This window comes from Niabella agricola, from assembly GCF_021538615.1.
In the GTDB taxonomy this organism is placed as follows: Bacteria; Bacteroidota; Bacteroidia; order Chitinophagales; family Chitinophagaceae; genus Niabella; species Niabella agricola.
Map to the genome: position 1 here is coordinate 309,104 of NZ_JAJHIZ010000003.1, position 23,789 is coordinate 332,892.

Genomic DNA, 23,789 nt, shown 5'->3' on the forward strand with positions numbered 1-23,789 from the left:
ACGGGGCGCATAACATCCCGGATCTTTGTATTCCGGTAAAAATGCCATGATTCAATGATTGCGATAAAAATAAACCACAGGAAAAGCATAGACAGCACGGTGCCCGTATTCTTTTTTGCATTGCTCTTTGCAACCGGCCTGCAGGCACAGTCGTTGCGGAAGCCCGTTCCTCCCGTTTCTTTTTCAACCATCCGCAGTAACTTCACTAATCCCGGTAAGGAGTTCCAGACGGCCCCCCTCTGGGTATGGAACACAAAAGTGACCACCGGTATCATCGATTCCATGCTTCAGGAGTTTAAAGCCAATGCCTTTGGTGGTGTGTTTATACATCCCCGTCCCGGGCTGATTACTGAATACCTTAGCGAAGACTGGCTGCACCTGTATAAGCATGCTGTTCAAAAAGCGGCTGCGTTAGACATGCATGTGTGGATCTACGACGAAAACTCCTACCCTACGGGGTTTGCCGGCGGCCTGGTACCAGACCAGATGCCCGCTTCCTATAACCAGGGCCAGATGCTTCAGCTGGTTAAAACAGATACCATACCGCAAGACAGAAACGCTTATTTTATTTGCTTAAAAAAAGAACGGGACCGGTTTACAGACATTACCGCCCATGCAGCACAGCAAAAAAACACAAAGGGCAACTACTATCTGTTCCGGAAACTTAATTATGCCAAACAGGCCGGTATGGTGGGCCCACCGGATTATCCATTGGTGGACCTCCTGGTGAAAGGCGTTACAGAAAAATTTATTGATGTAACCTTTGGCCCTTATAAAAAAGCATTTGGAAACGCTTTTGGGAAAACGGTGCCCGGAACCTTCTCCGACGAGCCCAGCATACCCACACATGGCAGTCAGACTACGCGGTGGACCCCGGATCTTTTTGCCGTGTTCAGTGAAAAATGGGGATACGACCTGGTGCCGCACCTGCCTTCACTTTTTGAAGAAACCGGCGACTGGCAAAAAATCCGGCACAATTACCAGGAAACCCTGCTCCAGTTATTCATTGACCGGTGGTCGAAACCCATGCAGGCCTTTACCCAAAAAAATCAGCTGAAATGGACCGGCCACTATTGGGAACATGGCTGGCCCGACCCAGGCGAAGGTCCCGACAATATGGCCATGTATGCCTGGCACGACCAACCCGGAATCGACATGCTGTTTAACCAGTTCAATGAGTCCAGCCCGAATGCGCAGTTTGGAAATATCCGCTCCGTAAAGGAGTTATCCAGTGTGGCCAACCAGCTGGGAAAGGAACGGACGCTTTGCGAAACCTATGGCGGGGCCGGCTGGGATTTAACCTTCAGGGATATGAAACGGCTGGGCGACTGGCAGGCTGCATTGGGTGTTAATTTCATGAACCAACACCTCTCCTGGATGAGCATGGCCGGGGCCCGGAAATATGACTATCCCACCACTTTTTCTTATCAAAATTCCTGGTGGCCTTTTTACAAGCCGCTCAATGCGTACTTTGCACGGTTGTCCTATGTGCTTTCCCGCGGCGTTCAAAAAAATACCGTACTGATCCTTGAACCAACATCCACTGCCTGGATGTATCACAGTCGTGTTAAAAGCAACGGGCGTTTCTTTGAAACGGGCAACCGGTTCCAGGCCTTTATCACAAAACTGGAAAAGGCACAGGCCGAGTATGATCTGGGATCGGAGCATATCATTAAAGACCACGGGTCCGCCATCAAAAATCAATTCAGGATTGGCAATGCTACCTATACAACGGTGGTTATTCCTCCTGGAATGGAAAATATAAACCGGTCTACTTATCTCCTGTTAAAAAAATTTGTAGCCAGTGGCGGAAGACTGATTCTTTTCAACCCGCTAAGCCACATCGATGGCAGGGCCATGACCTCTGCAGAACAGTTTTCCGAAGGTCAGCAAAACATTACGGCTTATGCACAGCTTGATTCCCGGGTAATGGAACAGGTTTTCCGGACTCCGGGTTTTAAGATCCAAATGACCACACCCGTTATGGAAAATGGCAGCCTCCTGCACCACCGGCGCATCATCCGCGATGGTCAATTACTGTTTTTATCCAATGCCAACCTTACCCAACCCGCCGCGGGGCATGTAGAAGTAAGTGGTGCTAAATCCATCATACGGATGGATCTTAATACCGGAAAGATCCTGAAATACCCGGAAAGCAAAAATGCCCAAGGCACCCGTTTTGCCTTTGATATTCCTCCTGCCGGTAGTGCGTTATTCTTTATTGCAAACAGCGCACAAAAGACTTCCGGTGTTTATGGCCCGCTCCTGGAAAAAGAGGAAATCAGCGGAACGGCGATCAGCGTGGAGCGGCCTTCGGAAAATACATTAATGATCGACTTTTGTGACGTCCGGATCCGGGATACCGAAAAGAAGGATATCCATGTCAAAGACGCCACACAACTGGTATTTAAGGAAAACGGGTTCCCCGGAGATCCCTGGGATCATCAGATGCAATTTAAAACCAGGTTTGTACAGCGGGATACCTTTTCCAGAGGTTCCGGCTTTATCGTAACCTATCATTTCGCTATAGATCAGGACGTCAATACCCAAAACTTCAGAGCAGTGATTGAACAAGGGCACTTATGGAACACGATCCGGGTGAACGGCTACAAAATTACACCCGGAACCGGCTGGTGGATGGACCGTTCCTTTACCGTTTTACAAATAGGACCTTATCTGAAACCGGGGGCGAATACGATTTCGCTTGCCATTGAGCCGATGCGTATCTATGCAGAGATAGGCCCGCTCTTTATCCTGGGAAATTATAACCTTGAATCAGCTGAAAAAGGCTGGAAGATCGTTGCACCGGCATCCCTGAACACGGGAAGCTGGAAAAAACAGGGGCTGCCGATGTACGGTCATACGGTGGCCTACAAAAGGGAATACTCGCTGACAACCGAAGGAAGCTATTTTCTACACATCGATTCCTTAAAGGGGTCTGTAGCAGCAGTTCGTGTAAACGGGCGGAAGGCCGGGATCATCTATGCGGAACCTTACCAACTCGATGTATCAGATCTGATAAAAAAGGGCAGGAACCAGATTGAAGTAACCGTGGTGGGCAGTTTACGCAATTTAATGGGCCCCCATTATAAAACATACCGGCAGGGATACACCGGCCCCGACAGCTGGAACGGTATTACAGCGTACCCGCCGGGCAACAGCTATATCCTGTTCGACTACGGGCTCAATGACATGCGCTTGTTCCGGAGCAAAGATTAAAAAACATACATATAAAGGATCAGGATAAAAAAATATATATGCCAGCATCTGTTTTAAAAATCGGATTAATGGGAATTGGCCTGGATGCATACTGGGACCAGTTTGAAGGGCTGCAACAGCGGCTAGAAGGATACCTCCGGGTAGTGGAAACGAGAATCCGCGCAATTCACCCGACTGTGGTCAATGCCGGGTTGGTAGATCATGTAGACAAAGCCTTCGCCGCCGGAAGCCGGTTCCGGCAGGAAGAAGTGGACCTGATATTTCTTTATGTGACCACTTATGCGCTTTCAGCCACGGTGTTACCGGCTGTACAACGCGTTAAAGTGCCTGTCATTATTCTAAACCTGTCGCCCGGCCCGCATATCGACTATACGGCCTTTAATGCCATGGAAGACCGGACAAAGATGACCGGCGAATGGCTAGCCTGGTGCTCGGCATGCCCGGTACCCGAAATCGCCAACGTATTTAAGCGAACCGGCATTCAGTTTTACCAGGTAACCGGCATGCTGCATCAGGATGACAGCTGCTGGAACGAGATACGGGAATGGGTGGAAGCCGCAAAAGTGGCGCATACAATGGCGCATAACCGGTTGGGCTGCCTGGGACATTATTACAGTGGCATGCTGGACATTTATACCGACCTTACCCTGCAGTATGCCGTCTTTGGCGGCCATATAGAATTGCTGGAGGTAGACGAGCTTTCGGCCTTACGGAAAAATGTTTCAGAAAAGGAAATTACAGAGCGCGCCGGTCTTTTCAGGGAGCTGTTTGATGTACAGCCCGACTGCCAGGAAACGGAACTGCTGCGTGCAGCCCGAACATCCCTGGCGCTGGACAAACTGGTGGAAAAATACGAGCTTGGCTCTATGGCCTATTATTACAAGGGCACGGGAAATGCGGAAAATGAAGACACGATGAGTTCGATTATCCTGGGCAATTCGCTGCTGACGACCCGGGGCATTCCTGTAGCCGGGGAATATGAGATCAAAAATGCTCAGGCCATGAAGATCATGGATAGCCTGGGAGCAGGCGGTTCGTTTACGGAGTATTATGCGATGGACTTTGACGACGATGTAGTGCTGATGGGGCACGATGGCCCGGGCCACCTGGCCATTGCCGAAGGCAAAACCAAGGTACGCCCGCTGGTGGTATATCATGGAAAAGTAGGCTGGGGCTTATCGGTTGAAATGAGTGTCAAACACGGCCCGGTAACCCTCCTGTCTGTTGCAGAAACAAAAGAAGGCAAACTGCTGTTGCTGACAGCAGAAGCCATATCTGTACCAGGTCCGGTTTTACAGATCGGCAATACCAACAGCCGCTACCGGTTCCCGTCCGGAGCAAGAAATTTTGTAAACAACTGGAATGCGTATGGCCCGGCGCACCATTGCGCCGTAGGAGTAGGACATGTTGCTTCCAAAATCCGGAAACTGGGAAATCTGTTAAATATAGAAGTAATTACAATATCCGGTTAATTTGGTATAATGTAAACAAAAGCAGCCAACCCGCTCAATAAACCGCATATTTATTTCGCGTATTTCACGTTAAAATATCCCGAATCCTTTCCCCAGGTGCTATTCAACCACTTTCCATTGCTCAACGTTTGCGAGCGCTTGTGAAAAACAGCAGTAAAGGTCTGCTCCACTCCAAGATTATAATAAATACCCAGCAAGGTCTTAATACGGGCAGAAAATAACGAATCTTTCATGGTCCATGTGCCCACTGCGTAATGCCGAACACCTAGTGCCGTACCTTCGGTACTGATGGTAGAATCCGATTTAATAAAAAGGGTGTAGTCCTGATACCCGTTATCTACGGTATAGCTGGCAATATTTCCCTGCCATACACCTGTTATCGGGTAGTCTGCCGGAGGGGTGCTTTCCTTATAAATAGTTTCTGTTTCTTTTTTGCAGGACCATAAGACCACCACAAAAACGACTGTACACAAAAGCGATAACATAGATTTAGCCTTCATAAGTGTTAATTTTAAGACGGTATTTTTTACATTCGGTGGCAAATCTAATGAAATTCACCACAAGAACAATTATTTTTGCCCCCATACTCAGGCTAAATCAGCATCAATATGAAAGTAGTCATTTTTGCGGGGGGATTGGGTACCCGTTTATCGGAGGAAACCGACGTGCGGCCCAAGCCCATGGTAGAGATCGGAGGGAAACCGATCCTGTGGCATATTATGAAAATTTACAGCCATTACGGGTTTAATGAGTTTATTGTATGCCTCGGTTATAAAGGATATATCATTAAAGAATACTTTACACAATATTTCCTTCATAACGCGGATCTTACCGTAGACCTCGCAAATAACTCGATTGCCTATCATGCCAGCTCCAGCGAGCATTTTAAGGTAACCCTGGTGGAAACAGGCGCGCTTACCAAAACGGCGGGAAGGCTGCAACAGGTTCAAAAATACATTGGCAACGAAGATTTCATGCTTACCTATGGCGATGGCGTCAGCGATGTAAATATCCCGCGGCTGCTTAATTATCATCAACAGCATAATAAGATTGCCACAGTTACGGCAATTCAGATGGATTCGCGCTTTGGCGGGCTCGAGTTAGACGCCGATGATAATGTATCTGCATTCCGCGAGAAGGCCAAAGATGAGGGTAAATGGATCAATGGCGGTTTTTTCGTTTTGAAACAGGAAGTGTTTAACTATCTCCGCGGTGATATGAGCAACATGATGTGGGAAGACGAGCCGCTGGAGCAACTTGCCAACGATGCGCAACTGGCTGCATTTAAACATACCGGCTTCTGGAAGCCAATGGACGCCCTGCGGGATAAGATTGAACTGGAGGACATGTGGAAAAATAATAATGCGAAATGGAAAGTGTGGTAAATAGAACGGAGCTGTCGGCAGCTTACGCCGGTAAAAAAGTCTTTATAACGGGGCATACCGGGTTCAAAGGTACCTGGTTATCTTTATGGCTCAGGGAACTGGGAGCTCATATAAAAGGCTATGCACTGGCGCCGGAAAACGAGCAATGTATTTTTAATGTCACACAGCCGTATACAGCGGAAGCAAGCATTATTGCCGACATCCGCAGCAGAAACCGGCTGTCTGAAGCCATTGAGGCCTTTCAGCCGGATTATATGTTCCATCTGGCGGCCCAGCCGCTCGTACGCCGGAGTTATGAAATTCCGGCAGAAACATTTGAAGTAAATGTTGCGGGAACTGCCAACCTCCTTGAAGCGGTGCAAAAAGTAAATGGAAAATGTACGGTACTGGTCATTACCACCGACAAAGTTTACGAAAATAAGGAGCAGCCGATTCTTTATACAGAAGAGGACGTCCTGGGAGGATACGATCCGTACAGTGCCAGCAAGGCATGCGCGGAGCTGGTGGTAGGATCATTCCGGAACGCTTTTTTCAATACGGCTAGCTATAGCGAACATCAGAAAGCCCTTGGTGCTGTAAGAGCCGGAAATGTGATCGGAGGCGGAGACTTCAGTAAAGACCGGATTATTCCGGATCTTGTAAACGCCCTGAAAATGCAGCAGGAAATTATTGTACGCAATCCGGCTGCCGTAAGGCCCTGGCAGCATGTACTGGAGCCGTTGGGGGGCTACCTGCTGCTGGCGGCAAAATTGCATAACGATCTTTCATTTAGTGGTGCCTGGAATTTCGGACCAGAGCCGGCAGATCACCTTACCGTACAGCAACTGGTTACGCAGGCCATTGCTACCTGGGGAAGCGGCAGTTGGAAAGACGGCAGCGATCCCGGAGCTCCGCATGAGGCTCACCTGTTGCAGTTAAGTATCAATAAGGCCAAACAACAATTAAACTGGAAGCCCAAATTGAACGCAGCAGAAGCCATTAACTGGACCATCGACTGGTACCGGCAACCAGCTGAACATGCAGCAGCCTTTACTATTAACCAGATCAACCGTTATATGGCGTTATGATATTTTCCCCCACCCCGTTATCCGGCAGTTTTGTAATCATGCCAAAAGTCCTGGGAGACAGCCGCGGATGGTTTATGCGTACCTATAGCAAAGATCGGTTTGCAGAGATCGGCCACAGCAAGGAATGGGTACAGATGAATCACTCTTACACCGCCTTAAAAGGCACCGTTCGGGGAATGCATTTTCAGCAGCCGCCATATGAAGAAATTAAGCTCGTACGCTGTATTGCAGGATCCGCCTACGATGTCATTGTTGATCTCAGGAAAAACTCGGCAACGTATTTGCAGTGGTTTGGTGCCGAAATCTCGGCATCCAATAAACAAATGATGTATATACCGGAAGGATTTGCACACGGCTTCCAGGCCCTTACCGATGGAGTGGAATTGGTATACTGTCATTCTGAATTTTATACACCGGCGTCGGAATCCGGCATCCGGTATAACGACCCTAAAATAAATATACAATGGCCGCTGGCAGCGATTGAATTATCCGCGCGCGATCAGCAGCACCCGTTACTATAAAAGCAACACAATGAATTGCAGATTTTGTAAAACTGAACTAAACAATGTATTTATAGACCTGGGAAACTCTCCGGCCTCCAATTCCTTTCTAACAAAGGAGGCATTGAATGAACCGGAGACCTTCTACCCGCTAAAAGTGTATACCTGCCCAGCCTGTTTTCTGGTACAGGTGGATGAATATAAAAAATCCGATGCCATTTTTGACAGCAGCTATGTTTACTTCTCCTCCTACTCTACCAGCTGGCTGGCACATGCAAAGGCTTATGTAGAAAAGATGCAGCAGCGGTTTCAATATACAAAAGACGCACTGGTTATTGAAATTGCCAGTAATGATGGCTACCTGTTGCAGTATTTCAGGGAAAAGGGCATTCCTGTATTGGGCGTAGAACCCACGGCCAATACAGCGGCAGCAGCTGCTGAAAAAGGTGTTCCCTCGGTGGTGGACTTTTTCGGAGTGCGTCTTGCCCGCCAGTTGGCCACCGAAGGAAAAAAAGCAGATTTGCTGCTGGGCAATAACGTACTGGCGCATGTTCCGGACATTGTGGATTTCGTAGGGGGGATGAAACTTTTGTTAAAAGAAACCGGCGTCATCACCATGGAGTTTCCACATCTCATGCAGCTGGTAGACAATAACCAGTTTGACACCATCTACCATGAGCATTTCTCTTATTTATCATTTTACACCGTTAAACAGATATTTGAAGCCGCCGGTCTCGAACTCTTCGACGTAGAGGAACTACCTACGCATGGCGGATCGCTCCGGATCTATGCCAGACACCAGGAAGATCCTACCAAACCGGTTACCGAACAGGTAGCCGCATTACTGGCGAAAGAAAAAGGCAAGGGCATGCAGGATATGTCCTACTACACCCATTTTCAGCAAAAAGCCTTTGCCATAAAAAAGGAATTGCTGCAGTTTTTACTGGATCAGAAAAAATCGGGGAAGACCGTTGCGGCCTATGGCGCTGCAGCCAAGGGGAACACCCTGCTGAATTACTGTGGTATCAAAAGCGATTTCATCGACTTCGTGGTGGATGCCAATCCGCATAAACAGCATAAATTCCTTCCCGCCAGTCATATTCCGGTAGTGGAAGAAGCGCATTTAAAGGAGGCTAAACCCGATTATGTCCTGATTTTACCCTGGAACCTCCGGGAAGAAATCACAAATCAATTGGCGTATATTAAAGACTGGGGCGGACAATTTGTGACCGCCATTCCCGCGCTGCAGATAACATGAGAAAAGTACTTGTTACAGGAGCCACGGGTTTCATTGGTAAATACGTTATTCAATCGCTGTTGGAACAGGAGGTGGAAATTATTGCCAGCGCACGCAACATCAGCCGTACCGGCATTTTCGATCATCCAAGGATACGGGCAAAAGCCTTTGACCTGCACCAGCAAAATACCTCCCTGAATCTATACGAATATTTTGAACAGCCAGACCTGCTCATTCATCTGGCCTGGGAAGGATTACCCAATTATAAGCAGGCCTTTCATGTCGACAACAATCTTCCCGCCCATAAGCGGTTTCTTTGGGACCTGATTGAACAGGGCATAGCCGATATTACAGTTTCGGGCACTTGTTTTGAATATGGAATGCAGGAAGGAAGCCTGAATGAAAACCTTCCCGCCCTGCCCGGCAATTTTTATGCACAGGCCAAAAACGAGCTGAGAAAGGCGCTGGAGCTTTTTCAAAAGCAAAAAACGTTCTCCCTGAAATGGGTACGCCTTTTTTATATGTATGGCGAAGGCCAGAACCCCCAGTCCCTGATACCACAACTGGATGCCGCATTGGAAAAAGGAGCGCCCGTTTTCAATATGAGTGGAGGTGAACAAACCCGGGATTTTATGCCCGTGGAAAAAGTAGCAGCGGCCATCGTTAAAATTGCCCTTCAGAAAAACGTTGAAGGCATTATAAATGTGTCCAGCAACCATCCGGTTACCGTAAAGCAATTTGTTTTAGACCATCTTCGTTTAAAAAACAAGAAGATTCAACTAAATTTGGGCTTTTATCCTTATCCCGATTTCGAGCCCATGCATTTTTGGGGGGATAACAGTAAATTAAAATCAATCAAATAATATCGATGAGCAACCCGGTAGAGGCATTTATACAGGAATGTAAAGACAGAGTAAACAGTTACGAAAGCAATGAAGCGCTAAAAGACGCCGCAACAGCGTTCAATACTGCATCTAACAAGGCCCAGTACTCCTATAACTTTAAATGGATGGGACGCCCTATTATCCAGTACCCCCAGGATATGATTGCCATGCAGGAGCTGATCTGGGAAATACAGCCGGATCTGATTATCGAAACCGGCATTGCGCATGGCGGATCCCTGATCTTTTATGCATCCCTGCTCGAATTGATCGGAAAAGGTGAAGTACTGGGCATCGACATAGATATCCGCGAGCACAACCGCAGGGAAATCGAAAAGCATCCCATGTATAAGCGGATTAAGATGATCCAGGGCTCCTCGGTAGATGAAGCAACCGTAAACCTGGTGCGCGAAGCGGCCGCAGGCAAAGGCACCGTATTAGTGGTACTGGACTCCAATCACACCCATGCGCATGTATTGGATGAATTGCGTTTTTATGCCCCCCTGGTATCCCTAAATTCATATATCGTGGTTTTTGACACGATTGTTGAAAACCTTCCGAATAATTATATCCCCGGAATGGAACGTCCCTGGAGCATCGGTAATAATCCAATGACCGCTGTGGATGCCTTTTTAGCAGAAAATGATCAGTTTGAAATCAATAAGGATATCGATAATAAAATATTGATCAGCGTAGCGCCGAGAGGTTATTTAAAACGGATCAAATAATCATTGTAACATGTATCAGCCGTTGGTAAGTTTTTGCATGAGCACTTATAAGCGACCCGATCTCTTATACAATCAGCTTCATTGCATCCTTGAGCAGACTTATCCGCATTTTGAAATTGTCATTTCAGATAACGACACGGAGCAATCCGGCAAACAGGCTGTTGAAAAGATAAATGACCCGCGCGTAAAATATTTCCCCAACAATGCCAATCTCGGTATGGTGGCCAGTTTCAATGCCAGTATCGGGCGATCCAACGGCGAATTTATCGTCATGATCACAGACGATGATCCGGCCTACCCGCATATGCTCACAGACCTGGTGGCATTGCTAAACCAACACCCCGGTTATGGAGTATACGGCGGCTGTGGCGACTGGATGGTCGAAAACGAATTTGCGGCTAAAACATTGCATTTACCTGTGGGCAAAACCACCCATCTGCTTAAAACAATGCAGGAAGATGAGGTGAAGCTGATGCCTGCTGACCAGTTTGCCGCAGCGTATCTTAATGGATTTTTCTCAACAACATTCCTGTTATGGAGCTGCCTGATGGTGGAACGCTCCATTTTACTGGAAATAAAAGGGATGCCCAATTATGGCAGCGAATTATTGACGGACCATGCTTTTGTAATTGCAGCAGGGTCAAAAAAAGGGATGGCTTACCAGAACAAGGCCATGGGCGGGCAGGTCGTACATGGCGACAACTTCGGCTATAACATCTTTAAGCTGCGCGACAAATACATCCATACGCCTCAATGGTTTTATGACTACCTGGCGCTCCAGTTAAACCAGCGCTCAGACTGGCAGGCCTTAGTCCCCAAGATATGGAATTTTGCAGGACGCTCCTGGGTCGAATACACCCTTCTGGTTGCAAGAGCCAATACCGGTAAGGACCAGAAAAAGGAACTTAACAAACTCATCCCTGAAGCATTTAAGAATAAAAATATCCATAAATGGATCTATAAATTTTACCTGAAATATTATTTCCCATCGCTTTTCAACATCCTTTTATCCGTAAAAAAGATATGGAAATAACCTTTTCCGTCATATTACCGGTAAAAAATGGTGGTGCATATGTAAAGGAATGCATCGAAAGCGTGCTTGCGCAAACTCACCGGGACTTTAATTTTATCATTCTTGACAACAACAGCACCGACGGAACCACGGCTTACATCGAATCGCTAAAAGATCCCCGTATTCTTCATTTACGATCAAATGAAGACCTGTCAATGCCAGACAACTGGAAAAGAGCCCTGAAGTTGCCCTCGAATGAATATATAACCTTTATCGGGCACGATGACCTGCTGTACAAGGATTATCTCCGGACCATGCAACAGCTCATCCTGGAGTATCCGGAAGCCTCTATATACCAAACGCATTTCACTTATATGAATGCGGCGGGAGCGCCGGTGCGGCCCTGCCAGCCCATGCCCCGAACCATGGATATTGAAGCCTTTTTAGAAGGTGAATTCAGACAAACAATCGACAGTATGGGCACGGGTTATATGTTCCGGTCTTCAGATTTTATGCAATGCGGAGGTTTTGATACCAGCTATCCAAACCTGCTTTTTGCCGATTACCAGTTGTTTGCTGAACTTACCGCAGGTTCTTTTATGGCAGTGTCTCCGGCCATCTGTTTTGCATACCGGCTGCATACCAGCCTTTCCATCAGCACCGGCGTGGATCTTTACAGAAAAGCTTTTGAACGATACATCGGTTTTCTAAACAGGCTTAGAAAAGAAAATGCTCTTGCAGACCAGGCAATAAAAAACTGGGGGGCGCATTTTTTGTCGTTTTATTGCCGCAGCCTGAGTCACCGCCTGGCAAAAGCACCCCTGCAAAACCGGTATACCGTGGGGAGGTTTGTACAGGCATGCCGGCAATACGCCCGGCTGCTGGGCATAGCGGAAAAATTTAAGCCTTACCGGGATCCCACCATCGTTCTTGCAGCTTTGCTGGACGCGACCCCGGTTACGGGAAATTTATACCGGCTGTTACGCCGTTAAATCCGTCTAAAACGAAAGCCGAATGCCTGGTTTATGATCCGTATTTTTGACATATGAACATTGCTGTTAATTGCTGGAATCTCCGGAATAAAAATATCGATGGCATTGGAAATGTGATCATCGAAACCATTTCCCGGCTGATTCAACAGCACCCGGAAATCCACTTCCAGTTGCTGTGCGATAAAAGTTTCGACAGAAGTTATTTTGATTTCCCCAATGCCCGGAAGCATTTGATATTCCCCCCCTATCGCCATCCGTTGCTGTACCTGTTTTACCTGGAAGGAAAGCTCCCTTCCTTTTTAAAAAAGAACAAAACAGATCTGTTCATAGGAATGGATGGCATGATCAGCCTGCGCACCAACTGTAAGCAGATCGCCGTTATGCATGACCTCAATTTTGAATACCACCCCAAAGATCTTTTATTACGGAACCGGCTTTATTACCGTTTTTTCTTTAAACGGTTTGCACAAAAATCATCCCGCATTGTAGCGGTTTCCGAATATACCAAAAACGACATTATGGACCGTTATCACATCGACGCAGGCAAGATCGATGTCATGTACCTGGGTGTAAAAACCATATTCCATCCGTTAACAACCAACGAAATTCAAGCTGTACGGAATAAGTATTCCAACGGGCTACCGTACTTTTTCTTCGTAGGATCAATGCACCCGCGTAAAAATATTCCCCGCCTTCTGGCTGCTTTCGAACTATTTAAAATGGAAACCGGCAGCCATACGAAACTATTGCTTGCCGGTAACCTCCAGTGGAAAACGGACGTACTACAGCATGCCCTTCAATACCTGAAATACCGGGATGATATCCATTTCACGGGAAGAGTCAGCGATGCGGAACTGAACCAACTCCTTGCCGCCAGCCAGGGCCTTGTATTTGTTCCAACATTTGAAGGGTTCGGATTGCCCATTATTGAAGGCTTCCAGGCCGGCGTTCCGGTCATCTGCAGCAACACTACGTCTATGCCTGAAGTGGCCGGGGGCGCAGCGTTGCTGGTAAATCCGCTCAACACAAATGAAATTGCCGCAGCCATGAGCCGGGTTGACACCGATAAGAAATACAGGATCGGATTAATTGAAAAAGGAACACTGCGTAAAGCCCTATTCAACTGGGAGCAAAGCAGCGTACAACTGTATGCAAGCATTTTGAAAACATTCGGACAATAAAGGTTATAGACTGATCTGCGCTTATGCTATTAAGGAACGCTTTCCGTGAGCCGGTATGCGTTGGTAAACAAGAGTAGGAAACTGCCGGGCCGGAAATACGTCTATAATCATTATAAAGGACTTCCTCCCCTGCAGCGGGTAATTACGGGACTTTTATTGATCCTTCCGGCATGCTATTCCCGGTGATCAAACCTTTATTTTTTTGATAGCTTCCACTCCCCGCTGCGCAATGCTATCCCAGCTGAAATAATCATAAAAGGATTCCGGTATGTCGCCGTTTTGCTCATTTAACGCAGCAATCATTGCGTTTACGAATTGAGAGTCATCCCTATCTTCTACTACCCGGAGATGCGTGCCGGTGAGCGCTGCGGGCACTCCGAAGGCCCCTTTTTTATAGGACACGGCAGGCGTATTACTGCCAAGGGCTTCCACCAGTTTGGTTTTAATCCCCCCCCCGTCTGCAACAGGATTAATAAACAGATCCGCAGCAGAAAAGTAAAGCTGGATGTCTTCCACAAATCCTCTGTACAGAATATCATGTTGCTCCTGTTCCTTCATTTCCGCTAAAAGGGCATCAGGAAGACCTTTTCCGCAGATGAGGATCTTATAAGGTTTTGAGAACTGTTGCCGTAGCAACGGGTTGATCGATCTTAAAATGGCAGTTACGGCATTCAGGTTGGGCCGGTAACTGAGGGTTCCGTTAAAGAGCACCAGGCGGGTGTTGATGTCGATGCCCAGTTCACTGCACAAAACGCGCTTTGCTTCCTTTTTTGTTTCTGCCGAAACCCATGTAAGCTCTATACCATAAGGCAAAACGATACATTTCTCCGGCGATAACTGATAATGCTGTAATGCAAAACTGCGATCCTCCGGCGAAATAAAGAAGCTAAGGTCCGCAAACCGGTGTACCATCTTTTCATAACGGAACAACCACTTCCACCACCATTTCTTCAGGTCTTTGAAACGGAATGCTTCAATATTGTGAGAGTGAATAATAAACTTTATGCCAGCCAGCCGTTGCAGCAGCATACCCAGCCATCCAAAGTACGGATGTTCCATCGTCAGGTAACGGATCCCCTGCTCTTTCAGCAACCGGCGCAACCTGAAAAACAGCAGGGGGTTGATGTACCTGAATTTATTGCGGCTGCTTCCCAATACGGGAAGCGTAGGGTACAGCGTATTGAGCTGCTCATTTTCAGCAACGGTAAAACAGGTCATTCTTCCCAATACGGCAAGATGCTTTAAAAAATAGTACCCTGCTTTTTCCCCGCCGGTTACCGGAGGAACGATTTTATAAGGAACCAAGGAAGCTATCTTTATCAAGCCGCTGTCTTATTTTTCATTTTATGATCCACCCACCATTGCATGCCAAAACCACCCAGCACCAATATGACTACAAGGATAGAGCTAATATAAGAAATCGTAATTCCTTTTTTAACCGTTTGCGGTTCAAACACCAGTTTTACGGTATGCTTTCCTGCCGGAATGGCCACTCCCCGCATAAAATAATTGGTTTTAATAATGGCCGCCTCTTTTCCGTCAATAGTTGCTTTCCAGCCTGCAGGGTAATATACCTCGCTGAAAACGGCAAACTGGGCTGTGTTGCTAACACTGGTATACTCGGCCTCATCGTTGGTATATTTCACCAAGCTGATCGTTGCGGTAGAATCAGGTTGAATAGGACCAATTGAAGCCACGGCTGCCTGGGGCACAATGGCCGTATCTTTTAAGTGTGTATTGCCAACCGCCTGCAATTCATGCGCGGCATCCGCTTCCGGTTTTAAGCCTTTTACAAACCAGGCAGCGCCATACGCATTCGGGTTGGGCACCAGCAAAGGCTGCGCCTGCTGGTTCTGGGCGATGATATACCGTGTATCCAGCGCATTGAGCAGCTCCTGCGGTGGTTGGCCTGTGCTCATATACCGCTCAATAATATCCTGGTAAATGCGCAGTTTCGCCGGGTGGTAGCCCAGTATGGAACGATGGAAATATGCGGCATGATTGCTGTTAAATCCATTGACAACATCAAACACCCGGAAATGCGGATCTTTATCCTGCAGGATCTGATCATCCGTAGCCGTCTTCACAAAATTTTGCGCTTCCGCCGTTTCTTTTGGAATATAGTTATCATCCGTAAGGTATTTTTTATCCACTGCCCAAAGGTCGATAAACAGGATGGCCGCCAGGATCACTGTTGCCACCTGCGGCTTAAAGGTATTCCTCAGATACAGGAAAAGAACCCCAACCAGCAATGCAGCAAATAAGATGGTGCGCAATAGTTGCCCGCCAAACATGGACTGGCGTTCGGATTTAAGCCCGCCCAGGAGGATCCGCTTTATATCGTCCGGGTAAGGAGAATCTGCAATCTGCTGATCAAAATACGAGCTGTACGACTGGCCGACATATACCAGCCCGATGACCACAACCGTTCCCCCCAGTATATAAAGTATTTTTCTGAAGTCTTGCTGCAGCAACGCTTTTCCGTTTGCTGTAAAGAAAAGCTGCTGAACAGTGAAAGCAGCCATTATGGTAAGGGTCAACTGCGGAATTACCAGGGCCATCGACGGCGCCCGGAATTTATTATACAGGGGAAGGTGGTGTAACAGTATCTGGTTAAACCCCGCAAAATAACTACCCCAGCTCATCATAATTCCCAATGCCGTTGCGATCAGCAGTCCCCATTTCAGGGGTCCCTTTATAATCACAAAGCCAATCAGCGCCAGCAATACCACTATTGCACCGGCATAAGGAGGTCCGGATGTTCCTTCACTTGGCTTCGACATGCCACCCCAGTACGCGGGTAATTGTCCTACCAGCTGTCCTGCCACTGAATTCAGCTGGGGATTTCCAAGTGCCGTTAATTTTTCGGTGATCTTTTCCTGTGCTTTTTCGCTAAGCGGATCAGCACTGCTTCCCCCGTAAGCTTTGGGCATTAGCATTACCAGCGGTTCGGGCATATACATGCTATAAGAAAACGCATAGCTCTCGTCCAACCCGGAGGTTTTAGTATTGGTAACCTGGTCACCCTTTATCTCCACCGATTTACCACCCCTCATTGTAAATGCTGTATATTCTTTTGTAGCAGCATAACTCAGGTAGTAACCACCCAGCCCCACGAGTGCCGCCACCCCGCTCAGCACAATAACGATCCCGATATGTTTAAACTCTTTTTGCCGGATCCATTTCACCAGGTAAAATATGGTTACAAAAACGGCGATAATAAAAAAGTAATAGTTGATCTGCGGATGGTTCGACATCAGTTCCTGGTAAGCTCCCAGGGTAGCTATGGCCAAACCGATCCAGTAACGTTTATTGAAGATCAACAGCAACCCCGCCATCAGCAGGGGCATAAAGCCGATGGCATACATCTTGGTTTCATGCCCTGCGGAAAGAATCACCGGGTTATAGGTAGAAAACCCATAAGCCAGGGCGCCCAAAACAGCCGCCAGCGGATTCAGTCCCATCGCCAAGGCCAGGATATAAAAACAAATACAGGCAATGAACAGAAAATTGGCCGGGTTGGGCAGCCCCAATCCAAAGATCTTTGTAAGGTTGGGCAACACCGATTTCCCTTCCATATAGATCTGGTAATTGGGCATTCCGCTAAAAAGTCCGGTGTTCCAGAGAGGTGCCTGCCCTGTTTTTGCTTTCGCATCCAACGCGTTCTGTGCAGCGCCTTTCCAGCCAACGATATCATGTTGATTCAATACATTTCCTTCCAGCACCGGCTTGCAGAATACCAGCGATACTACAATAAAGATGACAACAGCAACCAGATGCGGAATGACTTTTTTGACCCAATTATTTTTCATTTCTTCCCTTGTTTATTAGCAGGTGTAATTGGTTTACCGGTTGTGCTATGAAGCTGTATACCATTATGCTAAACCAAAAACCTGGCATATATTTGGGCAAAATAATGCTATTTTACAAGAAATCGGCTTATGCGTTGGTTAATATTTTTATCGAGAGTGGCGTTTTTATGCGGGGTTATGGTGATCCTGGCGCTTTCACTTCTTTTTAATGAATGGAATAAAGGGGAAACCATCAGCAGCGCTATTATTACATCCGGATATGCGCTGGGAATGGTCCTTATCCCGCTCGTAAATCTTATTTACCTGATTAGCTGGATTGCGGGGAAAAAGCCCGGTACCATCGTTCCGCGGTGGCTGATTCTTTTCAATATCGGCTGCCTCCTGCTTATTTTTGTATACATATTCTTTGTGAATGATCCATACTATTACCAAAAATAAACCCACCCGGCTTTTTATATTACTGGGGTCTTTTTTTGTTGCGAATGCTATCATCGCCGAAGTAATCGGGGTGAAAATCTTTTCCCTTGAAAAGACAATCGGGATTGCTCCTTTTAACCTGAACCTTTTTGGTAATGCCTTTTCTTTTAACCTGACAGCAGGTGTACTCCTATGGCCGGTTGTGTTTATAATGACGGATATCATCAATGAATACTACGGTATGAAAGGCGTCCGTTTTCTTTCTTTTCTTGCTGCAGGGCTGATCGGGTACACGTTCCTGATGTTCCAGGGTGCCATTGTGCTTACGCCTGCCGATTTCTGGGTATCCAATTATACTAAAAACAATGTGCCCAATGCCGATCATGCCTACCGGGTGATGCTGGGTCAGGGATCCTGGATCATCATCGGCTCCCTGAGCGCTTTTTTGCTGGGACAGATTCTTGACGTAGCGGTGTTTCATCGCATCAAAAAGGCTACGGGAGAAAAAGCCATCTGGCTCCGGGCCACCGGCTCCACCCTCGTCTCCCAGCTGGTTGACAGCTTTCTCGTACTTTTCATTGCGTTCTATATCGGTCCCCGGGTTTCTTCGAACCAGGGGGAACCCTGGAGCCTGGTGCTCGTGCTCAGCATTTGTGTGGGCAATTATATTTACAAGTTTATTATTGCCGTTATCATGACTCCGGTAATTTATTGGGTGCACAATGCTATTGAAAAGTTCCTGGGGCCGGAACTTGCTGCCCAAATGAAACAGGAAGCCATGGCAAAAGGATTATAAAATCTAAAATTATACCTCCGATATCAGAATTTTTCTTTTATCTTCGCGTGATTTTTTAAATTTATAATCAATATAAATGCCTGATAATCAATCTCCAGCAATTTTATTATTAGAAGACGGAACCATCTGTTCCGGTAAGGCCTTTGGCGCCATTGGCACCACTACCGGTGAAATCTGTTTTAATACCGGCATGACCGGGTACCAGGAAGTGTTTACCGATCCCAGCTATTACGGTCAGATCGTGATCATGAATGCCGTACATGTGGGAAATTATGGGGTAATCGATGAAGATGTGGAGTCAGACAGTGTAAAGATCCTGGGCGTGATTGCCAAGAACCTGAATGAAAATTATTCCAGGAAAAGAGCCAATGGCTCACTGAACGACTATCTGAAACAAAATAATATTGTTTCCATTCATGATGTGGATACAAGGGCGTTGGTAACGCATGTTCGTACCAAGGGCGCTATGAACTGTATCATCTCTTCGGAGATCTTTGATGTGGAAGAACTGAAAAAGCGGCTTGCTGAGGTTCCCTCTATGGATGGATTGGAACTGGCTTCCAAGGTGAGCACCCGGGAAGTTTATGAATCCGGCGATCCCCAGGCCGGGATTCGTATTGCGGTGATGGATTACGGGATCAAACGCAATATCATTAAATGCATGACCGACCGCGGCGCCTTTGTAAAAGTATTTCCCGCCAAAACACCTTTAGAAGAAGTAAAGGCATTTAACCCCGACGGATATTTTATCTCCAATGGTCCCGGAGATCCGGCCGCCATGGACTATGCTGTAGAACAACTGAAGCAGATCCTGAATGAAGGCAAACCGATGTTTGGCATCTGTCTGGGGCACCAGCTCCTGGCCCTGGCTCATGGTATTTCTACATTTAAAATGCATCATGGTCATCGCGGACTGAACCATCCTGTAAAAAATTTAATTACCGGAAGATCGGAGATTACCACTCAAAATCATGGTTTTGGAGTAGACCCGGAATCTGTAAAGGCTTCCGAACTGGTAGAAATCACACACTTAAATCTGAATGATCAATCCATCGAAGGCATCCGGATCAAAGGCAAACCGGCTTTTTCGGTTCAATACCACCCCGAAAGCACACCCGGCCCTTACGATTCCCGGTACCTGTTCGACGATTTTATCAACCTGATCAAACAGTCCAAAAATAACTAAACAGGAACGCCCCGGAAACGGGGCGTTTTTATAAATACAGCCCTGGGCAATCAACAGCAGAAACCGGCATTTTGCCGTTGCAAACACGGCAAATTCGCAATGGGTAATGGTCAGTTTGCAGCTGCTGCATCGGCTCTTCCGGCCAACGTACTGCCATCGGTAGCCTCCAGCCGAAAAAAGATGAGCCCGGCCAATGCAGTAATGCCTCCCATGGTCAGAAAAGTATACCGGAACACAGTGACAGAATCTCCTGCCTGGATCCAGGATGCGCTTCCATACTTTGATAAAAGATAAGCCCCCACAGACACGCCCAAGCTTATCGACAGTTGCTGCATCACCAGCAGCAAGCTGTTGCCCATACTTGCATTTTCATTGTTCAGATCAGACAAAGCAAGTGTGTTCATGGTAGCCATTTGAATGGAATTGACGGCCCCGAATAATACCAGACAGGGAATTAACAATGGCAGCGGCGTGTGCGCATCGGGGATTGAAAAAAGTGCAATGACCGTGGCAATGAGCATGGTGTTCACGATCAGCGTTTTTTTATATCCAAAGCGCCTCACAATCGGCACTACCCAGGGCTTTACCATAATGGTTGTAATGGCAGAGGGAATCAGCATCATACCGGATACCATGGCAGTATGTCCGAACCCAACCTGAAAAAACAGGGGCAATAACAACGGCATGCCGCCAATACCCAGGCGGGTCAGCAGGTTGCCAAAAACACCAATGCGCAGGGTCCGGATCCGGATCAGGTGCAGGTCAATCAGCGGATATTTCTGTTTTTTGAAATGCCGGTAATACGCATGCATCATTATAATACCCAACACAGCAATGCCTACCAGGTACCACCCTTCTACCAGTTTTTCGGATCCCAGTTCGATCGCTATCGTGATGCAAACCAGTGACCCGCCGAAAAGCAGCATTCCCAGTGTATCAAAAGGTTTCCCCCGGTATATATAATTGGGCATCACTTTCCAGGCAAACGCCATACCGATAATGCCCACGGGAATATTGATCAGAAAGATCCAGTGCCAGCTGGCCACATCCACCAGCCACCCTCCTAATGTGGGCCCGATAATAGGCCCCACCAGGCCGGGAATCGTAATAAAATTGATCACGCCCAACAGCTTATCTTTTGAATAGGTATAGAGGATCGCCAGCCTTGCCACCGGCACCATCATGGAACCGCCAACGGCCTGTACCACCCGCGAAAAGATGAGCGCAGCCAAACTGCCGGAAAGTGCACTGAGCAAAGAGCCAAGGGTAAACAATCCGACGGCCCAAATAAAAATCTTCCGGGAACCAAAATGATCCGACATCCATCCGCTCAATGGAATCAGCAGCGCCAGGATGAGCACGTAGCTAACAATGATGGACTGCATACCTAAGGGCGAGCGATGCAAATCTGCAGCAATAGAAGGCAACGCCGTATTCAGGATCGTACCGTCCAGCGATTGCATAAAAATTGCAAGAGCCGCTATCCAAGGCAGTGCACGATATACAACGGGAGCATTTTCTGTTTCCAAAACATCCGGTTTACTGGTTATGTTACGGCTGCAATTTTTGATGCGTCCACCGGTCCTCCTTCCATTCAAAATAATTGCGGTCGTGCAAACGGGTTTCCGAAAAAATCATCAGCTCTATCCGCACCGGCGCAATGGCATAACCACCCCAATTTTCTGGCCGCTTGTTGCCCGCCGTTTTATCCATCAATGCCTGCTGAAACTGAGCCCACATCAGATCATAAGCAGCCACCGGTTTTCCCTGTGTACAAATCGTTGACACAATCCTTGCCGCACGGTCGCGCTCTGCAAAGTAAAGATCTGCAGCGCTTGGGGTAATGGGAGTTGCAATACCCTGGATCCGGACCTGCTTACCGGTAACCGGCCACCAAAAGGCCAATGCCACTTTAGGTGCTGCAGCCATTTCCTGTCCTTTTCGCGCATCCATTGGACCTGTAATTACAAAACGCCCCTCCTTTACTTCCTTTAGCGAAACAAAACGACTGTTTGGGAACCCATCCAACCCCAGGGTGGTTAAACAACAGGCCCCCGGAAGCATAACACCGGATGCCTTCCGCTCCTCCTGGTACCAGCTGTTGAAAAGTTCCAGTGGATCCATTTCCTTTTTTAATCAGATTTTTAATTCGCCCAGCTGTTGCAATGCATAGAGCATACAGGTTACATGCATGGATTGGATGAATTGGTTTGTCCGGAACATTTCTTTGAAATCTTCCATCGATATTAGCTCGATGTGAATCTCTTCACTCGGATCCAGCTCCTGGTCGCCGGTCTTCCTCCCACCCGTTGCTAAAAACATATGCATCCAGTTATTATTCGTTGAAGGATTTGCACAGGTTTTGCCCAGGTAGGTATAGTTCGAAAATTCGTAGCCGGTTTCTTCTTTTAATTCTCGTTTAATAGCCGCCTCAAGACTGGCATCCGTATCATCCACACAACCGCCGGGAATTTCATAACGGGTTTCACCAATCCCGTGCCTGTATTGTCTTTCCAGCAATACCTGGTTATCCTCTGTAAGCGCAAAAGCAGTTACCCAGGTAGGGAATTCATACACATAATAGGGATCTACGATCTTTCCCTGGGGCGTTTCACAACGCTCCCGGCGCACGGTAAACCATAGATCTTTAAATAAGTATTCAGAAGAAATCGTTTTCCAGTTCATGATTGCCATTTTCGTTTTTCTCTCAAATAATTGATCTGTGCCACATGGTGTTTGCCGTGCCAGGCATACAGTTGCAGGTAATGGGAAAGCGGCCGCGCTTTGCCCGTAGCCGGGTGCACAATTGTACGGGCCCATTGTGCATCATCGAGGTCTTTAATAGCCGCATACCACCGGGCGTGCAATGCATAAAGAAGAGTGACCGAAAGATTTACGGGCAAGGAGCGCACGTCACCCAGCTCCGCCCAGGCTTTTTCGTCATAGGCTTTAATTACCGGGTTTTCCTCTGTTAACCCCAGTTTAAAACGGGTATATGCATTTAAATGGCTGTCTGCAACATGATGCACCAACTGATGCACCGTCCACCCACCTTCCCGGTAAGGCGTTTGCAATTGCGGCTCCTCCATTCCGGAAACAGCCGCTTCCAGCATGTTGGGCAGGAACCGGATGGCAGCCAGGCATTCCTGCTGTACTGCCGCTGAAAACCTGCGTTCCTCAAACTTCCCAATGGGATATTGATTCTCGATCATAACGGAAATTGATAAAAAAATTACGAAGCGTTTGAACATCCTGTCAGCGTCCAAACTTATTTCAGCCATTTTAATTTACCTGTAACAGTTCCACTTCAAATAGCAATGTGGCTCCGCCCGGAATATCCCGGCCCGCGCCCCTGTCGCCATAAGCCAGATCCGATGGAATCCACAGGCGCCAATGACTGCCTTCTTTCATCAACGGGATTGCGATCTGCCATCCTTTAATTAATGCGCTCAACGGGGCAGAGAACGGCTGGTTCCTTTTAAAGGAACTGTCAAACTCCGTTCCGTCCAGCAGGGCGCCCCGGTAATGTGCCGTAACCGACTGCTGTACGGTGGGCTGCTTACCTGTTCCTTCCTTGAGCACTTCATACTGAATGCCCTCCGGAAGCGTTTGCACGCCCTCTTTGTCTTTATTGGCTTCCAGAAATTTCCTTCCGGCTTCTTTTTGTGCTTCTACTTTGTTATTCATAAATGCTTTTAATTTATCCTGTAATCCCATATTTTTATTGTGTCATTTTTATGAAAGTAAATAGCTGCAAAGGTAACGAATCCGGTACAAAGCACGCTGTGTTTAAGCGCTTTTTCATTGCACCTGCAAAACGGGCTGCCAGCCGCAACATTTTTTGAAAAAGCCCCTCTAAACAGCAGATTCTTCAAAATTATATTTCGCCAAAACCGGATTTTTT

22 protein-coding genes are annotated in these 23,789 nt (G+C 47.3%); 14 read left to right on the forward strand and 8 right to left on the reverse strand.

Annotated elements, in window-relative coordinates:
- The first annotated feature begins 54 nt into the window (after positions 1 to 54).
- Together LL912_RS06770 and LL912_RS06775 are read left to right on the forward strand one after the other, a co-directional pair.
- The gene (locus LL912_RS06770) at positions 55 to 3,219 is read left to right on the forward strand and encodes a glycosyl hydrolase (RefSeq protein WP_235552819.1); all 3,165 of its coding nucleotides are present in this window, start codon (positions 55 to 57) and stop codon (positions 3,217 to 3,219) included.
- A 38-nt stretch (positions 3,220 to 3,257) separates the two neighbouring features.
- Complete coding sequence (locus LL912_RS06775) at positions 3,258 to 4,691, forward strand: arabinose isomerase (RefSeq protein ID WP_235552820.1); 1,434 nt, start codon at positions 3,258 to 3,260, stop codon at positions 4,689 to 4,691.
- 50 nt (positions 4,692 to 4,741) lie between these two features.
- Here the strand turns inward: LL912_RS06775 and LL912_RS06780 are convergent, their stop codons facing one another.
- Positions 4,742 to 5,191, reverse strand: coding sequence for a hypothetical protein (locus LL912_RS06780; protein WP_235552821.1), 450 nt, complete (start codon positions 5,189 to 5,191; stop codon positions 4,742 to 4,744).
- Positions 5,192 to 5,299: 108 nt separating this feature from the next.
- Here LL912_RS06780 and rfbF point away from each other — a divergent pair, with 108 nt between their 5' ends.
- Genes rfbF through LL912_RS06825 form a run of 9 tightly spaced genes read left to right on the forward strand, consistent with a single transcriptional unit; the run spans position 5,300 to position 13,674 of the window.
- Positions 5,300 to 6,076, forward strand: coding sequence for a glucose-1-phosphate cytidylyltransferase (rfbF, locus tag LL912_RS06785; protein ID WP_235552822.1), 777 nt, complete (start codon positions 5,300 to 5,302; stop codon positions 6,074 to 6,076).
- Positions 6,061 to 7,143 (forward strand): CDP-glucose 4,6-dehydratase, encoded by a 1,083-nt coding sequence (rfbG, locus tag LL912_RS06790; protein ID WP_235552823.1) that lies wholly within the window; start codon positions 6,061 to 6,063, stop codon positions 7,141 to 7,143. The genes rfbF and rfbG overlap by 16 nt, the downstream gene beginning before the upstream one ends.
- Positions 7,144 to 7,181: 38 nt before the next feature.
- Positions 7,182 to 7,664, forward strand: coding sequence for a dTDP-4-dehydrorhamnose 3,5-epimerase (gene rfbC / locus LL912_RS06795; RefSeq protein ID WP_235552824.1), 483 nt, complete (start codon positions 7,182 to 7,184; stop codon positions 7,662 to 7,664).
- Between the two features lie 10 nt (positions 7,665 to 7,674).
- Positions 7,675 to 8,901 carry a class I SAM-dependent methyltransferase gene (locus LL912_RS06800; protein ID WP_235552825.1) on the forward strand — a complete coding sequence of 409 codons (1,227 nt, stop codon included), beginning with the start codon at positions 7,675 to 7,677 and terminating at the stop codon, positions 8,899 to 8,901.
- The gene (locus LL912_RS06805; protein WP_235552826.1) at positions 8,898 to 9,743 is read left to right on the forward strand and encodes an NAD-dependent epimerase/dehydratase family protein; all 846 of its coding nucleotides are present in this window, start codon (positions 8,898 to 8,900) and stop codon (positions 9,741 to 9,743) included. Before LL912_RS06800 ends, LL912_RS06805 begins: the two co-directional genes overlap by 4 nt.
- A gap of 5 nt (positions 9,744 to 9,748) precedes the next feature.
- Positions 9,749 to 10,489 (forward strand): cephalosporin hydroxylase family protein, encoded by a 741-nt coding sequence (locus tag LL912_RS06810; protein WP_235552827.1) that lies wholly within the window; start codon positions 9,749 to 9,751, stop codon positions 10,487 to 10,489.
- A gap of 10 nt (positions 10,490 to 10,499) precedes the next feature.
- On the forward strand, positions 10,500 to 11,522 hold the full coding sequence (locus tag LL912_RS06815; RefSeq protein WP_235552828.1) for a glycosyltransferase family 2 protein: 1,023 nt from the start codon (positions 10,500 to 10,502) through the stop codon (positions 11,520 to 11,522).
- Positions 11,513 to 12,493, forward strand: coding sequence for a glycosyltransferase (locus tag LL912_RS06820; RefSeq protein ID WP_235552829.1), 981 nt, complete (start codon positions 11,513 to 11,515; stop codon positions 12,491 to 12,493). Before LL912_RS06815 ends, LL912_RS06820 begins: the two co-directional genes overlap by 10 nt.
- A gap of 53 nt (positions 12,494 to 12,546) precedes the next feature.
- Entirely contained in the window at positions 12,547 to 13,674 is a 1,128-nt protein-coding gene (locus LL912_RS06825) for a glycosyltransferase family 4 protein (RefSeq protein ID WP_235552830.1), read from the forward strand.
- A gap of 186 nt (positions 13,675 to 13,860) precedes the next feature.
- Here LL912_RS06825 and LL912_RS06830 read toward each other — a convergent pair whose 3' ends face one another.
- Positions 13,861 to 14,979 carry a glycosyltransferase family 4 protein gene (locus LL912_RS06830; RefSeq protein WP_235552831.1) on the reverse strand — a complete coding sequence of 373 codons (1,119 nt, stop codon included), beginning with the start codon at positions 14,977 to 14,979 and terminating at the stop codon, positions 13,861 to 13,863.
- 14 nt (positions 14,980 to 14,993) lie between these two features.
- Positions 14,994 to 17,486 carry a YfhO family protein gene (locus LL912_RS06835; RefSeq protein ID WP_235552832.1) on the reverse strand — a complete coding sequence of 831 codons (2,493 nt, stop codon included), beginning with the start codon at positions 17,484 to 17,486 and terminating at the stop codon, positions 14,994 to 14,996.
- 129 nt (positions 17,487 to 17,615) lie between these two features.
- Between LL912_RS06835 and LL912_RS06840 the strand changes: the two genes are divergently transcribed.
- The 3 genes from LL912_RS06840 (at position 17,616) to carA (ending at position 19,885) form a co-directional block, all read left to right on the forward strand.
- Positions 17,616 to 17,924 carry a hypothetical protein gene (locus tag LL912_RS06840; RefSeq protein ID WP_235552833.1) on the forward strand — a complete coding sequence of 103 codons (309 nt, stop codon included), beginning with the start codon at positions 17,616 to 17,618 and terminating at the stop codon, positions 17,922 to 17,924.
- Entirely contained in the window at positions 17,899 to 18,699 is an 801-nt protein-coding gene (locus LL912_RS06845) for a queuosine precursor transporter (protein WP_235552834.1), read from the forward strand. Before LL912_RS06840 ends, LL912_RS06845 begins: the two co-directional genes overlap by 26 nt.
- Positions 18,700 to 18,775: 76 nt before the next feature.
- Positions 18,776 to 19,885 carry a glutamine-hydrolyzing carbamoyl-phosphate synthase small subunit gene (gene carA, locus LL912_RS06850; protein ID WP_235552835.1) on the forward strand — a complete coding sequence of 370 codons (1,110 nt, stop codon included), beginning with the start codon at positions 18,776 to 18,778 and terminating at the stop codon, positions 19,883 to 19,885.
- A gap of 110 nt (positions 19,886 to 19,995) precedes the next feature.
- Here carA and LL912_RS06855 read toward each other — a convergent pair whose 3' ends face one another.
- The 5 genes from LL912_RS06855 to LL912_RS06875 all read right to left on the reverse strand — a co-directional run bounded on the left by LL912_RS06855 (position 19,996) and on the right by LL912_RS06875 (position 23,602).
- Entirely contained in the window at positions 19,996 to 21,414 is a 1,419-nt protein-coding gene (locus LL912_RS06855; protein WP_235552836.1) for a DHA2 family efflux MFS transporter permease subunit, read from the reverse strand.
- A 22-nt stretch (positions 21,415 to 21,436) separates the two neighbouring features.
- Positions 21,437 to 22,009, reverse strand: a complete 573-nt coding sequence (locus LL912_RS06860; RefSeq protein ID WP_235552837.1) for a pyridoxine/pyridoxamine 5'-phosphate oxidase — start codon at positions 22,007 to 22,009, stop codon at positions 21,437 to 21,439.
- 12 nt (positions 22,010 to 22,021) lie between these two features.
- The gene (locus tag LL912_RS06865; protein ID WP_235552838.1) at positions 22,022 to 22,570 is read right to left on the reverse strand and encodes an NUDIX hydrolase; all 549 of its coding nucleotides are present in this window, start codon (positions 22,568 to 22,570) and stop codon (positions 22,022 to 22,024) included.
- Positions 22,567 to 23,097 (reverse strand): YfiT family bacillithiol transferase, encoded by a 531-nt coding sequence (locus LL912_RS06870; protein ID WP_235552839.1) that lies wholly within the window; start codon positions 23,095 to 23,097, stop codon positions 22,567 to 22,569. The genes LL912_RS06865 and LL912_RS06870 overlap by 4 nt, the downstream gene beginning before the upstream one ends.
- 70 nt (positions 23,098 to 23,167) lie before the next feature.
- Positions 23,168 to 23,602, reverse strand: coding sequence for an FKBP-type peptidyl-prolyl cis-trans isomerase (locus tag LL912_RS06875; RefSeq protein WP_235552840.1), 435 nt, complete (start codon positions 23,600 to 23,602; stop codon positions 23,168 to 23,170).
- Positions 23,603 to 23,789: the final 187 nt, after the last annotated feature.

What these genes read in the sequence shown, in the direction of transcription:
- LL912_RS06865 (WP_235552838.1), bottom strand. Translation starts at nt 22,570, where the DNA reads ATGAACTGGAAAACGATTTCTTCTGAATACTTATTTAAAGATCTATGG.
- LL912_RS06860 (WP_235552837.1), bottom strand. Translation starts at nt 22,009, where the DNA reads ATGGATCCACTGGAACTTTTCAACAGCTGGTACCAGGAGGAGCGGAAG.
- LL912_RS06810 (WP_235552827.1), top strand. Translation starts at nt 9,749, where the DNA reads ATGAGCAACCCGGTAGAGGCATTTATACAGGAATGTAAAGACAGAGTA.
- carA (WP_235552835.1), top strand. Translation starts at nt 18,776, where the DNA reads ATGCCTGATAATCAATCTCCAGCAATTTTATTATTAGAAGACGGAACC.
- LL912_RS06770 (WP_235552819.1), top strand. Translation starts at nt 55, where the DNA reads ATGATTGCGATAAAAATAAACCACAGGAAAAGCATAGACAGCACGGTG.
- LL912_RS06805 (WP_235552826.1), top strand. Translation starts at nt 8,898, where the DNA reads ATGAGAAAAGTACTTGTTACAGGAGCCACGGGTTTCATTGGTAAATAC.
- LL912_RS06815 (WP_235552828.1), top strand. Translation starts at nt 10,500, where the DNA reads ATGTATCAGCCGTTGGTAAGTTTTTGCATGAGCACTTATAAGCGACCC.
- LL912_RS06845 (WP_235552834.1), top strand. Translation starts at nt 17,899, where the DNA reads ATGATCCATACTATTACCAAAAATAAACCCACCCGGCTTTTTATATTA.
- LL912_RS06780 (WP_235552821.1), bottom strand. Translation starts at nt 5,191, where the DNA reads ATGAAGGCTAAATCTATGTTATCGCTTTTGTGTACAGTCGTTTTTGTG.
- rfbG (WP_235552823.1), top strand. Translation starts at nt 6,061, where the DNA reads ATGGAAAGTGTGGTAAATAGAACGGAGCTGTCGGCAGCTTACGCCGGT.
- LL912_RS06840 (WP_235552833.1), top strand. Translation starts at nt 17,616, where the DNA reads ATGCGTTGGTTAATATTTTTATCGAGAGTGGCGTTTTTATGCGGGGTT.
- rfbF (WP_235552822.1), top strand. Translation starts at nt 5,300, where the DNA reads ATGAAAGTAGTCATTTTTGCGGGGGGATTGGGTACCCGTTTATCGGAG.
- LL912_RS06800 (WP_235552825.1), top strand. Translation starts at nt 7,675, where the DNA reads ATGAATTGCAGATTTTGTAAAACTGAACTAAACAATGTATTTATAGAC.
- LL912_RS06775 (WP_235552820.1), top strand. Translation starts at nt 3,258, where the DNA reads ATGCCAGCATCTGTTTTAAAAATCGGATTAATGGGAATTGGCCTGGAT.
- LL912_RS06870 (WP_235552839.1), bottom strand. Translation starts at nt 23,097, where the DNA reads ATGATCGAGAATCAATATCCCATTGGGAAGTTTGAGGAACGCAGGTTT.
- LL912_RS06820 (WP_235552829.1), top strand. Translation starts at nt 11,513, where the DNA reads ATGGAAATAACCTTTTCCGTCATATTACCGGTAAAAAATGGTGGTGCA.
- LL912_RS06825 (WP_235552830.1), top strand. Translation starts at nt 12,547, where the DNA reads ATGAACATTGCTGTTAATTGCTGGAATCTCCGGAATAAAAATATCGAT.
- LL912_RS06835 (WP_235552832.1), bottom strand. Translation starts at nt 17,486, where the DNA reads ATGAAAAATAATTGGGTCAAAAAAGTCATTCCGCATCTGGTTGCTGTT.
- rfbC (WP_235552824.1), top strand. Translation starts at nt 7,182, where the DNA reads ATGCCAAAAGTCCTGGGAGACAGCCGCGGATGGTTTATGCGTACCTAT.
- LL912_RS06875 (WP_235552840.1), bottom strand. Translation starts at nt 23,602, where the DNA reads ATGGGATTACAGGATAAATTAAAAGCATTTATGAATAACAAAGTAGAA.